This is a genomic window from Janthinobacterium lividum (genome assembly GCF_011601275.1).
Taxonomy (GTDB): domain Bacteria; phylum Pseudomonadota; class Gammaproteobacteria; order Burkholderiales; family Burkholderiaceae_D; genus Janthinobacterium; species Janthinobacterium lividum_E.
The window spans coordinates 227,390-240,516 of record NZ_JAAOLY010000003.1 but is presented as its reverse complement, the minus strand read 5'-3'; the positions used below and the strand labels follow the sequence as shown (position 1 = coordinate 240,516).

The window sequence follows — 13,127 nt, the reverse complement described above, 5'->3', positions numbered from 1 at the left end:
TTTTACAAGACGAACCTTCCATGTCCGCTTCCCGCTTTTCCTCCCTGCCCGCCGACTGCGACCTGCTGGTCGTCGGCGGCGGCATCAATGGCGCCGGCATCGCGCGCGACGCGGCCGGCCGCGGCTTGCGCGTGGTGCTGTGCGAACAGCACGACCTGGCGCAGCACACTTCGTCCGCGTCCACCAAGCTGATACACGGCGGCCTGCGCTACCTCGAATACTATGAATTCAAGCTGGTGCGCAAGGCGCTGCAGGAACGCGAAGTGCTGCTGCGCGCCGCGCCCCACATCATGTGGCCGATGCGCTTCGTCATGCCGCACGACGCGGCCCAGCGCCCGGCCTGGATGATACGCGCCGGCCTGTTCCTGTACGACCACCTGGCCAAGCGCGCCTTTTTGCCCGCCTCGCAATGCATCGCGCTGGACCGCCATGCGGCAGGCGCCCCGCTGAAGGCCGGCTACAGGAAGGGCTTCATGTATTCCGACGGCTGGGTCGACGATGCGCGCCTGGTGGTGCTCAATGCGCTCAACGCGCAGGAACACGGCGCGCACATCCTCACGCGCACGGCCTGCGTCGATGCGCGCCGCGATGGCGGCGCCTGGCAAGCCACCCTGCAAGCCGAGGATGGCCAGCGCAAGACGCTGCGCGCACGCGCCATCGTCAACGCGGCGGGACCGTGGACGGCGCAATTCGCCGGCGCGGCCGGCGGCGGCAAGACGCAGGGGCTGCGGCTGATCAAGGGCAGCCACATCATCGTGCCGCGCCTGTTCGATCATCCAAACGCCTACATCTTCCAGAATCCGGACCAGCGCATCATCTTCGCCATCCCCTACCAGGACGACTTTACCCTGATCGGCACGACGGACGAGGAGTACAAGGGCGAGGTGGCGCAAGTGAAGATCAGCCCGGCGGAGATCGACTACCTGTGCCAGGCCGCGAACCGCTATTTCAAGCGCGAGATTTCTCCCGCCGACGTCGTGTGGACGTATTCGGGCGTGCGCCCGCTGCTCGACGACAGCGCGCAGAACGCGTCGGCCGTCACGCGCGACTATCTGCTGGAAGTGGCGCGCGGCGACACGGCGACGGGTGCACCGCTGCTCAATATCTGGGGCGGCAAGATCACCACCTACCGCAAGCTGGCCGAGGAAGCATTGGGCTTGCTGGCGCCCCTGCTGGACAATACCGCCGCGGCGTGGACGGCCGAGGCGCCCCTGCCCGGCGGCGACCTGCAGCAGCCGAACCGACTCGTGGACAGCCATGATTTCGACGGCTTTCTCGCCCGCTTCCTGCGCGACCACGCCTGGCTGCCGCCCGCGCTGGCGCGCCGCTATGCGCGCGCCTACGGCAGCCGCGCCACGCGCCTGCTGACCGGCGCCACCTCGATGGCCGACCTGGGTGTGCAGCTGGCGCCTGGCCTGTACGAGGCCGAAGCTTGCTATCTGATCGAGGTGGAATGGGCCAGGAGCAGCGACGACATCCTGTGGCGGCGCAGCAAGCTGGGCCTGCGCTGCGCGCCGGCCGACGTGGAACGCGTACGGCAGTGGCTGGCGGCCCATCTGGCGCAAGAGGTGGCGGTATGACGTATTTGCTGGCCCTCGACCAGGGCACCTCCAGTTCGCGCAGCATGGTGTTCGATGAATCAGGCGCCATCGTCGCCGTGGCGCAGCGCGAGTTTCGCCAGCTCTTCCCCCAGCCGGGCTGGATCGAGCACGACCCCATGGAAATCTGGCACAGCCAGGTCGAGACTTGCCGCGAAGTGCTGGCCAAGGCGGGCTTGCAGGCCGATGCGCTCGGCGCGCTGGGCATCACCAACCAGCGCGAAACCACGGTGGTATGGGACCGCGCCACGGGCGAACCCGTCTACAACGCCATCGTCTGGCAAGACCGCCGCACGGAAGCGTTGTGCGAGGATTTGCGCGCGCGCGGCCTGGCCGGCGCCATCCACGCAAAAACGGGCCTGGTGCTGGACCCGTATTTTTCCGGCACCAAGCTGCGCTGGATACTCGACGCCGTACCCGGCGTCCGCGCGCGGGCCATGCGCGGCGAACTGGCCTTCGGCACCATCGATACGTGGCTGGCGTGGAAAATGACGGGCGGCCGCCTGCACGTGAGCGACGTCACCAATGCTTCGCGCACCATGCTGTGGAACCTGCATGAAGGCTGCTGGGATGCGCAGCTGCTCGACTGGCTGGGCATCCCCGCCAGCCTGCTGCCATCCGTCCACCCGTCGAGCCACGTGTACGGCGAAACGGATGCGGACGTACTGGGCAGCCCCGTCATCATCGGCGGCATCGCCGGCGACCAGCAGGCGGCGCTGTTCGGCCAGACCTGCTTCAAGCCGGGCATGGCCAAGAATACCTATGGCACGGGCTGCTTCTTGCTGCTCAACACGGGCGAACAGTGCGCGCAATCGCAGCATGGCCTGATCAGCACTGCCGCCTGCCAGGTGGGCGTGCAACCCACGTATGCACTCGAAGGCAGCGTCTTCATCGGCGGCGCCGTGGTGCAATGGCTGCGCGACGGCCTCGGCGCCATCGGCCATGCGGGCGAAGCGGAAGGCCTGGCCGCCTCCGTGCCCGATTCGGGCGGCGTGGTCTTCGTGCCTTCGTTTACGGGCCTGGGCGCGCCCTACTGGGTGCCGTCGGCCAAGGGCGCCATCCTGGGCCTCTCGCGCGGTAGCACGGTGGGCCACATCGCCCGCGCGGCGCTCGAAGCGATCGCCTTCCAGAGCGCCGCCCTGCTGGGCGCCATGACGCGTGACGCGCAAGCGCCCATCACGCAACTGCGCGTGGACGGCGGCGCCTGCGCCAACAACCTGCTGCTGCAATTCCAGGCAGACCTGCTGGGCATCCCTGTCGTGCGCCCGCAAGTGATCGAAACGACGGCGCTGGGCGCCGCCTATCTGGCGGGCCTGGCCATCGGCCTGTATCAAGGCACCGACGAGCTGGCGTCGCACTGGCGCGCCGACAGGACGTTCTTGCCCACCATCGGGCGCGACCAGGCAGCCAGCCTGATGCAGCAGTGGGAGATGGCGGTGCGGCGGTTTACGGGGAATGGGGAGCACTGACAAACGTCGGGGCAAAAAAAGCCCGCTGCAAAGAGCGGGCTGAATCTAATTCCTGTGAGGAAGTAGAGGAGACAGATGCATCTTGACGCACTGCGGCATATCACGCCAATCAAGTGTTGTGATGAGCAAGATAAGCCCCATCAATATCTTGGCGTGATGCCCTGGTTGATTACTTGACGCTGCCAGCCGCTTCCTCGATCAGCTTGGCCACTTCCGCTGGGTGCGAGCTCATCACCACGTGCGAGGCGCCGTCGATCACGACGGTTTTCTTCGCATTGGCACGCTTGGCCATGAAGGCCAGCGCTTCTGCGGGAATATTCTTGTCTGCCTTGCCGTAGACAAACCAGGACGGGATACCCTTCCAGGCCGGCGCAGGCGAGGATTCGTTCAGCGCCGCATCCGTGATCGGACGCTGGCCGACCGCCATCAGGCGCGCCTTGGCCGCCGGCAAATCGGCGGCGAACTGGTCGTGGAACTTGGTCTGCTCGATATACAGATCGTTACTGCCATCGGCCAGCGGTACGGGCTTGGCCAAGGCCGTGCCCAAGGTGCCGCCCGGATATTTGCCAGACAGGCCAGCGGTCGTCTCGCCGGCATCGGGAGCAAAAGCCGCAACATAAACCAGCGCCTTGACGTTGCCGCCTGCCTGGGCAGCGGCGCTGATCACCGAACCGCCGTAGGAGTGCCCCACCAGCACGACGGAGCCAGGCACGCTGTTGACGACACGGGCCACGGAATCGGCGTCACTCTTGACGCTGCGCAGATGATTGGCCGCGCCGATGACGGTGTAGCCGTCTTTTGCCAGGATGGCGGCGACGCCGTCCCAGCTCGATGCATCGGCAAACGCGCCATGGACCAGGACGATGGTGGGCTTGGCGTCGCCCGCCGCCGAAGCCGGGCTGGCAGGAACGACGCTGGCGAACAAAGTGCCCACGACGGCGGCAATGGACAATGGCTTGATGAATGAGGTCATGATGATTCCCGATATTATTGGAGAGTGGTGACAAGCTGCCCGCATCGGCAGGCGAGTCGAAATACTAGCACTCAACAATGTCATTTTTGCAGCTTTGGCGGCGACCTGATCTTCTTGCAGGGGCAAGGCCTGACCCTATGATCTGGCGGCGGGCCGCTGGTGTTGCCGGCGGCAGACAGCGGCGATGCTGACGCGCAAAAAAAAGCCCGCTGCGGGAGCGGGCTGAATCTATTTCCTTGGAGGAAGATAGAGGAGACAGATGCATGATGCCGCGTTGCAGCATATAAAACCACTTTATATTCGTGATGTCAGAAATACGCAGCAGTGATATTAAGGGCAACAAAGCATTCCATGCAGCAATTTTTATGCCGCCGCTTCCGTTTTCCCGTCGCCGGAACGCAACATATTCTTGATGCCCCGCAGCGCCTGCCGCACGCGAGCCTCGTTTTCGATCAGGGCGAAGCGCACATACTCGTCGCCATACTCGCCGAAACCGATGCCGGGCGACACGCTGACCTTGGCTTTTTGCAGCAGCAGCTTGGAAAATTCCAGCGAGCCCAGGTGGCGATACGCTTCCGGTATGTGCGCCCAGATATACATCGACGCCTTCGGTTTTTCCACCATCCAGCCCGCCTCATGCAAGCCTTTGACCAGCACGTCGCGGCGGCGCTGGTATTGGGCGCAGATGTCCGTCACGCAGCTTTGGTCGCCTTCCAGCGCGGCGATGGCCGCCACTTGCACGGGCGTAAAACTGCCGTAGTCGTGATAACTCTTGATGCGCGCCAGGGCCGCCACCAGTTCCGCATTGCCCACCATGAAGCCGATGCGCCAGCCCGCCATGTTGTAGCTTTTTGACATGGTAAAAAACTCGACGGCCACGTCGCGCGCACCGGGCACCTGCATGATGGACGGCGCTTTCCAGCCATCGAAGGTGATGTCGGCATACGCCAGGTCATGCACCACCAGAATATTGTGCTGTTTCGCCAGCGCGACGACCCGTTCAAAAAATTCCAGCTCCACGCATTGCGCCGTCGGGTTGGACGGGAAACCCAGCACCATCATCTTTGGTTTCGGGTAGCTTTCGCGGATCGCCCGTTCCAGTTCGGCAAAGAAATCCACGCCCGGGCCCATGCGCACGGAACGGATATCGGCGCCGGCGATCACGGCGCCCCAGATGTGGATCGGGTAGCTGGGATTCGGCACCAGCACCGTGTCGCCACGGTCCAGGGTCGCCAGCATCAAATGGGCCAGGCCCTCCTTGGAGCCGATGGTGACGATGGCTTCGCTGTCCGGGTCGATGTCGACCTCGTAGCGCTTCTTGTACCAGTGCGCAATGGCGCGGCGCAAGCGGGGGATGCCTTTTGACGCGGAATAGCCGTGCGTGTCGGGGCGTTTCACCGTTTCGACCAGCTTGTCCACGATGTGGGCCGGCGTGGCGCCATCGGGATTGCCCATCGACATGTCGATGATGTCCTCGCCACGGCGGCGCGCGGCCATCTTGAGCTCGGCGGTGATATTGAAAACGTAGGGGGGAAGGCGATTGATGCGCGAAAAGCTGCGCGGAGCTTGGCTGTCGGTCATGATATCTCTATACGTAAGCGCCCGGATCCGTCCGAGCGACGTTGGCACAATGAGTGCGCCTGCAACGATACTAACCCGGCTTCGCAAGAACTGGCAAGAGTGTAGTCAAGCCGTTACAATGCAGGCTGATCGAAAATGAGCGCACCGGTTGGTAACCCGGTAAGTGCCCGGCACAGTCCGGCATGCTCCCGCCCACGCGGACCCACGGCGCTGATCTCTGACTGTTACACCAGCCGGGGAGGTGTTCTGGTTCGTGCATTTTCCCGCCGCGCCATCCCTCCCTTGTTTTTTTACTTTAGGAATTAGACGGATGGCAACACACGACACCGCAGTAACTGGCATGACCCTGGACCGCGCCGGCATGGAACAGCAACTGGCCTTGCCGGTACGCCATTTCATCGATTGCGCCTTCGACGGCGAAGACTTGTCGCGCCTCGATTTGCAAGGCTGCACTTTCGAACGCTGCACCTTTGCCGACACCAACTTGTTCGCCAGCAAACTGGCGCGCAGCACCTGGCGCCGCTGCCGCGCCGGCAGCGCCGATTTCGAATCCGTCGACGCCGTCGACGCCTGCTTCGAAGGCTGCGACCTGAACAACACGAAATGGCGGCGCGCCAAGCTGGCCTCGGCCACCTATCGCGGCTGCAAGCTGACGGGCGCGTCCTTCGAGGAAGCGGCGCACCTGGGCTTGACTTTCGAAGAGAGCCTGCTGGTGGGCGCCGACCTGCGGGGATTCTCGTTCCGTAAGGCGATATTAAAACAGCTGGATTTTTCCGACGCCTACCTGGCCGGCTGCGACTTCCGCGACGCCGTTTTCGAAGGCGGCAGCTTGCGCAACGCCACGATCAAACTGGCGAAGTTCCAGGGCGCGGACCTGCGCGGCGCCGATATCGACGGTTTCAAACTGAGCGAAGCTGCACTGCTGAAAGGCGCTGTCATCACGCATGCGCAGGCGGCCAACTTCATGCGCGCGCTCGACCTGGTGGTGATGTAAGCCTTGCCCCACGCCCGTTCTTAACAGCAAGCTTGCGGTAAACACGGGTTGCCGCAGCCAAGGGTTCTGGGGTGGTGGCATTGCTTGTTCCATGTCCATCGCCCACTCTGCGTCGCTCGCCAGTGGTTTTTCAGGCCCACTCAATGTTTCACGCCACGCGATTCACCACAGTCCATGCCAAATAATGCGTGCTATATTCCGCACGCAGGTTTCCATTTAAACATCGGCCTACGATACTGCCCCATGACAATGATGAAGATAATAAAAATAATCTTATTCATACTGCTGTGCATCCTGACATGCATCACCATTCCGCCAGCGGGAGTAATCTTCAGTTATATGGCGCTGCGTGAAAACAAGGAAAGCATCAAAAGATTTATCATCAAGATATCTCCCGACACCGAAAAAATCATCCCTGCACTGATCGAAAGATATAACGATCCCAAGACCATTATTTCACTTGTTATTTTTTCCATTGCCACGATAGGCGGCCTGATCCTCCTGATCTCGCACCTACATATCCAGGAAACAGATGATTATGTAAATTACATCCTCGAACAGGTGGCGCTGACAGGCATTCTCGTCGTTGGGGTGTCAGGCATTGCATGGGTACTATTTTCGCTGAATTCCGTTTTTGCAAGCCTGCTGGCAAAAGTGGCGGTTTCCCTGGCGGTGTCTGCCTGCGTGATTTTTTCGCGCCTGAGCGCTGTCGATTTTTTTGCGGCCAATTTTCCTTTTCCGCCGTCCTACCTGCCCTTTTCATTTGGCCTCGCCACCCTGATATTTGCCTTCTCGTTCAGCGCCTTTGCCTATGCTATTCTGGCAATCATTTTCGAGGTCATTTTCCTGTTGTTCTTGTTTATTTTCGATTTCAAGGCCAATAAAAAAACCACTTACTTCCTCTTTGCAATCTCCATTGCTGGCTTTATCGGAAGTTATTCGGCGGCCCAGGCCATGATCCAGGGCATTTCAAACAAGGGGCCACTGTTCATGATCAAGGCCGCGGAACGCTATGACTTCACAACGAACCATATGTGCCAGGTGCAGGAGGGTGAAACTGTCCTCTTCATTGACAATGTAGCGGATCGCGCGATTGCAGCGACTTTTCCGCCGCCCCCGCAAGGCGAAAAAATTTCCCCTCGAAATATCTCTGATGCCATATTAAAAAGCTATCTGCCGACAAATTTCCGCACCGTCCATTGCAACCCGCTATCGGAACCGCGCAAGGAAGCTGGCTGGTGTGGCAATTCCCAGGGCTATGGCTTTTGCGATGCTGATCGCATGCCGCACAAGTAAACACGCAAAAAAAAGCCCGCTATGGAAGCGGGCTGAATCTATTTCCTTGGAGGAGATAGAGGAGACAAGTGCATCTTGCGGCATTGCGGCATATCACGCCACTTTATCTTCATGATGATAGAAATACTCAGCAGTGATAATGAGGCGCCATCAGGGTTTCAAGCCGTGCGGCGCGTGGCCTGCGGTAAAAATTCTCCCATCCACACCAGCAGGGCCAGGCCTGGAAACGCCATGCCGGTCAGCAAGGTCGCTTGCCAGCCGTAGCTGGCATACACCCAGGCGCCGATGGCCGAGCCGGCCGCGCCACCGGCGAAGAACAGCGCGAAATACAGGCCATTCAGGCGGCCCCGCACTTCCGCGCCCAGGCTGAAGATGGCGCGCTGGCCCAGCACCAGATTGGCGGCAACACCCATGTCGAGCACGATGGAAGCGACCACCAGCAAGCCCAGCGCCACGTGTTTCGATTCCGGCGCAAACATCGGCAAGGCAAAGGCCGCGATGCCCAGCGCAAGGGCAACGGCCGTGGCCGGCAAGGTGTGGCCTGCGTCGGCCAGGCGGCCCGCGACGGGCGAGGCGACGGCGCCGGCCATGCCCACCAGGGCGAAGATGGCGATGCCCGTTTGCGACAGGCCGAACGCGGGGCTGGACAGCACCAGCGGCGTGACGGTCCAGAACAGGCTGAAGGCGCCAAACAGGCCGGCATGATAGGCGGCGCGGCGGCGCAGCACTGGCGTACCCAGCAGCAAATGCCACAGCGAGGCCATCAGGGCCGGATATTTCATGCTCGACACGGGCTGGCGCACGGGCAAGGCGCGGCGCAGCACCAGTGCCAGCAGCACCATCAGCACGGCCGCGCCGCCGAACACCACGTGCCAGCTGGCGTGCGCGGCCACCAGCGAGGCCACGGGACGGGCCAGCATGATGCCCAGCAACAAGCCGCTGACCACCTTGCCCACCGTCTGGCCCCGCGTCGCTTCCTGCGACAGGTGGGCGGCAAACGGCACGATCACCTGCGCCGCCACGGATCCGAGGCCGATGGCCAGCGCGGCGGCCAGGAACACGATGGCGCCCGTGGAGAAGGCCGCCGCCACGAGGGCCGTGGCCGTCACCAGCAAGGCAGTGACGATCAGGCGGCGGTTTTCCAGCAAGTCGCCCAGGGGTACGACAAACAGCAGGCCCAGGGTATAGCCGACTTGCGTCAGCGTGACGATCAGCCCGGCCGCCTTGGCCGACAGGCCCGTCGAGGCGCTGATGGGGCCGACGAGGGTTTGCGCATAATACAGATTGGCCACGATCAGGCCGGAAGCGATGGCCAGCAGCAGCACCATGGCGGGCGAAATGTCGTGGGGAGCAGACGGTGAGGCCTTGTTCATGTTGTTTCCTCGGTTCGATAGGGATGTTGCCATTCTAGGCAAAGCTGAGGAAAAGATAATTAGGGCATAATCCGCTTATACTTTTCACATAAGATGAACAATTAAACGGAAGCTCTCCCATGGACAAGATCAAGGCCATGCAAACCTTCGTGCGCATCGTCGAGGCCAACAGTTTTTCCAAGGCGGCCGAAACATTGAATTTGCCGCGCGCCGCGTTGACGGCCACTCTGCAAAAGCTGGAAGCCTATCTGGGCACGCAATTGCTGCAGCGAACCACGCGCCGCCTGTCGCTGACGCCGGAAGGGGCCGAATACTTTCGCCACTGCATCGATATCCTGAAAGCCGTCGATACGGCGGAACTGGCGTTTCGTGGCCCCGACGCGAAAAAACCGCGCGGCTTGCTGCGCATCAACCTGCCCAATACCGTGGGCCGGCGCCTGATCATTCCCCATATCGCGCAATTCCACGCCGCCTGGCCGGACGTGCAACTGCAGCTGAGCCTGACGGACCGCCTGGTCGACCTGACACAGGAAGGCATCGATTGCGCCTTGCGCGTGGGCACCTTGCAAGATTCCGCCTTCATCGGCAAGCAGATCGGCCTGATGCGTTTCGTCACGTGCGCCTCGCCCGCCTACCTGGCGCAACATGGCACGCCGCACACCCTGGCCGATCTGGCAGTGCACCGGGGCATCATGCATTACTCGGGCCGCACGGGACGCGCCTTCGACTGGGATTTCCAACAAGGCAAGGAAGTCGTACGCGTGCAGATGGCCGGGCCCATCGCCGTCAACGACGCGGACGCCAGCGTTGATTGCGCACTGCAAGGGCTCGGTGTGGCGCAGGCGGCCGTTTACCAAGTGCGCGCGCACCTCGACAGCGGCGCGCTGGTGGCCGTGCTGCCCGACTGTCCGCCGACGCCCATGCCGATGTCGCTGCTGACGCCGCAAGGCCGGCTGGCCACGCCCAAGCTGCAGGCGTTTGCCGGCTGGATCACGGCCTTGCTGGCGGCCCACCCCGACGTGCAACTGCCTACGCCCAAGATCTGAGGCAAAAAAAAGCCCGCTACAGGAGCGGGCTGAATCTATTTTCTTGGAGGAGAATAGAGGAGACGAATGAATTATGCTGCATCGCGGCATATCAATCCAATTGATTGTTGGAATGATAGAAATACACGAAACAGATAACCCTCCCCTTACTCCACGTTCCTTACTTCGCTGTCGCCGCCACCGGCGTCGCCTTCACATCCGCCGCATACGGCAATACCTTGGATGCCAGGCGGGTATCGGCCTTGATCAGCGCCACCTCGTCGGCCAGGATGCGCGCCGCTTCGTTCAGCAGCACGTCCTTGGCGCTCTTGGCCGCCGTTTCGGCGTCCAGCTCGGCGCTCAGGGCCCGTTCGTCGCCCTGCAAGCCGTCATCGGTGCGCAAGGCGCCCTTCACGGCGGCGATCTGCTTGGCCGTCTTGCTGGCCGCTTTCGCGCCCTTCAGCACGTCCTTCGGATCCGGAATCACCACCAGGTCGTCGGCAGGATTCGAAATCTGCGCGATCAGGCGTTTTTCACGGGCCTTGGCGCGCGCTTCCTGGGCATCGCGCTCCTTGCGGCGCACGGTTTCATTGAGCGAAATCTGGTTTTCCTTGCGCTGCTTGACGACGAGAGCGATGTCATCGAGCAAGTACTGGAAGTCCTTGTCCTTGGCCACGCGCGCTTCATGCTTCTTGTCCAGCAGCGGCACGATATCCTTCAGGTCGCCCGTCGGCATATACGGCGCCGGCTTGATAGCCACCCATGGCAGGGCATTGTCATAGCTCGATTCGCCGAAGTTTTCCGTGTCCGACATGGCTGGCAGCTTGATGTCGGGGGTGACGCCTCGCAACTGCGTGGTGCCGCCATTGATGCGGAAGAACTGGGCGATGGTCATTTTCAGCTCGCCGAAGCGGGCTTTCTCGCTGCCCCCGAAACGGTCGAGGTTGAACAAGGTTTGTACGGTACCCTTGCCGAAGCTGCCTTCGCCGATGATGACGCCACGGCCGTAATCCTGCACGGCGGCGGCGAAAATTTCGGAAGCCGATGCGGAACCGCGGTTGATCAGCACGCCCATCGGACCATCCCAGGCCAGGCCCGTATTGGTATCGCTTTCCACGTCAACCTTGCCTTCGGCATTGCGCTGCATCACGACCGGGCCCTTGTCGATGAACAGGCCCGTCAGTTCGACGGCTTCGTTCAGCGAACCGCCGCCGTTATTGCGCAAGTCGATCAGGACGTTGTCGACCTTGTCCTTCTTCAACTCGGCCAGCAAACGGCTGACGTCGCGCGTGGCGCTCTTGAAATCCTTGTCGCCACGGCGGCGCGCTTCGAAGTCCTGGTAGAACGTCGGCAGGGAAATGACGCCGATGCGGCGCTTGACGCCGTTGTCGCGCACTTCGATGATCGATTTCTTCGCCGCCTGCTCTTCCATGCTGATTTTCTTGCGCACCAGCGGCAAGACCACGTGCTTGGCGTCCGGGCCGGCATCGGCCGGCAAGATGTCGAGGCGCACGACGGAATCCTTGGCGCCGCGGATCAATTGGACCACGTCGTCGATGCGCATGCCCAGCACTTCGGTGATGGGGCCGCTTTCGCCCTGCCCCACGCCGACGATGCGATCGCCCACTTTCAGCTTGCCCGACAGGCCGGCCGGGCTGCCCGGCACGACTTCGCGCACGACCGTGTATTCGTCGCGCGTCTGCAGCACGGCGCCGATGCCTTCGAGTGACAAGCGCATGGCGATGTCGAAGTTATCGGAAGCGCGCGGGCCCAGGTAATTGGTGTGCGGTTCGATCGACATGGCGTAGGCGTTCATGAAAATCTGGAACACGTCTTCGCTGTTGAGCTTGCGTGCACGGGTCGTGTAGCTTTCGTAGCGCTTGTCCAGGGTCTCGCGGATGGCCTTGTCTTCCTTGCCCGCCAGTTTCAGGCGCAGCCAGTCGTTCTTGACGCGCTTGCGCCACAGGTCGCGCACTTCCTCGTCATTCTTCGGCCAGGCGGCCTTTTCGCGGTCGATCTGGTAGCTCTCGTCGGCGGCAAAGTCGAACTTGGTTTTCAACAATTCACGGGCATACGCCATGCGCTCGTCGAAACGCTGCTGGTACAAGTTATAGATGGCAAACGGCGACGTCAGGTCTTCATTGATGATGGCGTCGTCGAGCTTGGTGCGCAGCGGGGCGAAACGGTCGATGTCGGCCTGCACGAAAAACAGTTTTTCCGCGTCCAGGGACTTGAAATAGCGGTCGAAGATTTTCTCCGACATGGCGTCGTCGAGCGGCATGGCCTTGTAATGGACGCGCGTCAATACGCGCGATGCCCACAAGGCGGCCTGCGTTTGCTGGGCCAGCGGCTTCATGGGGGGCGGAGGAGCGGCGCTCTTGTCCGTCTGGGCTGCGCCAGCGTTGGCTGACAGGGCAAGCACCAGGGTGACCAGCATCATTTGCTTCTTCATCGGCTTCTCCGAAAATTAGTTGAATCACTCCAGGCGGCGCAGATCGATCTTCATGCGCCTGCCGGCAAGGCAGTAAGGGGAATACACGACTGGTCTGCAGTTATTCTACAGGATACGGCCTGGCAGTCTCCCAAGGAATATCAGTTTCTTCCCGGAAGCTTAAACGCGGATTAAGGACGGCGCATCATTCATTACAAAGTGAAACATTCGTGACAAAAATTGCATCGCCTTTCAGCGATGAGTACCAAAACACATCATTGAAATCAAAAAAGTCAATGAGTCGCCTTTGCAATCCTTGATATGGATGATGTTTTTACGCGAAATATTAATTCCTGCGGGAAACACTTAGTAACAAAAGACAAGCAA

9 protein-coding genes are annotated in these 13,127 nt (G+C 61.5%); 5 read left to right on the top strand and 4 right to left on the bottom strand.

From position 1 onward, the window contains the following. Positions 1-20 precede the first annotated feature (20 nt). Both glpD and glpK read left to right on the top strand, forming a co-directional pair. Positions 21-1,580 (top strand): glycerol-3-phosphate dehydrogenase, encoded by a 1,560-nt coding sequence (gene glpD, locus GYK42_RS06370; protein ID WP_166446787.1) that lies wholly within the window; start codon positions 21-23, stop codon positions 1,578-1,580. Beyond that, positions 1,577-3,067 carry a glycerol kinase GlpK gene (gene glpK, locus GYK42_RS06365; protein ID WP_166446786.1) on the top strand — a complete coding sequence of 497 codons (1,491 nt, stop codon included), beginning with the start codon at positions 1,577-1,579 and terminating at the stop codon, positions 3,065-3,067. The genes glpD and glpK overlap by 4 nt, the downstream gene beginning before the upstream one ends. Before the next feature lie 169 nt (positions 3,068-3,236). On the opposite strand, the gene GYK42_RS06360 is transcribed toward glpK, so the two are convergent. Both GYK42_RS06360 and alaC read right to left on the bottom strand, forming a co-directional pair. Next, entirely contained in the window at positions 3,237-4,040 is an 804-nt protein-coding gene (locus tag GYK42_RS06360) for an alpha/beta fold hydrolase (RefSeq protein ID WP_166446785.1), read from the bottom strand. A 363-nt stretch (positions 4,041-4,403) separates the two neighbouring features. Further along, positions 4,404-5,621, bottom strand: coding sequence for an alanine transaminase (gene alaC / locus GYK42_RS06355; protein WP_166446784.1), 1,218 nt, complete (start codon positions 5,619-5,621; stop codon positions 4,404-4,406). Positions 5,622-5,931: 310 nt separating this feature from the next. Between alaC and GYK42_RS06350 the strand changes: the two genes are divergently transcribed. After that, complete coding sequence (locus tag GYK42_RS06350) at positions 5,932-6,615, top strand: pentapeptide repeat-containing protein (RefSeq protein ID WP_431190153.1); 684 nt, start codon at positions 5,932-5,934, stop codon at positions 6,613-6,615. A gap of 243 nt (positions 6,616-6,858) precedes the next feature. Further along, positions 6,859-7,911, top strand: coding sequence for a hypothetical protein (locus GYK42_RS06345; RefSeq protein ID WP_166446783.1), 1,053 nt, complete (start codon positions 6,859-6,861; stop codon positions 7,909-7,911). Between the two features lie 158 nt (positions 7,912-8,069). Here the strand turns inward: GYK42_RS06345 and GYK42_RS06340 are convergent, their stop codons facing one another. Beyond that, on the bottom strand, positions 8,070-9,284 hold the full coding sequence (locus tag GYK42_RS06340) for an MFS transporter (protein WP_166446782.1): 1,215 nt from the start codon (positions 9,282-9,284) through the stop codon (positions 8,070-8,072). 119 nt (positions 9,285-9,403) lie between these two features. Here GYK42_RS06340 and GYK42_RS06335 point away from each other — a divergent pair, with 119 nt between their 5' ends. Continuing rightward, entirely contained in the window at positions 9,404-10,330 is a 927-nt protein-coding gene (locus tag GYK42_RS06335; RefSeq protein ID WP_166446781.1) for a LysR family transcriptional regulator, read from the top strand. A 160-nt stretch (positions 10,331-10,490) separates the two neighbouring features. On the opposite strand, the gene GYK42_RS06330 is transcribed toward GYK42_RS06335, so the two are convergent. Then, positions 10,491-12,761 (bottom strand): carboxy terminal-processing peptidase, encoded by a 2,271-nt coding sequence (locus GYK42_RS06330; protein WP_166446780.1) that lies wholly within the window; start codon positions 12,759-12,761, stop codon positions 10,491-10,493. Between the last annotated feature and the right edge of the window lie 366 nt (positions 12,762-13,127).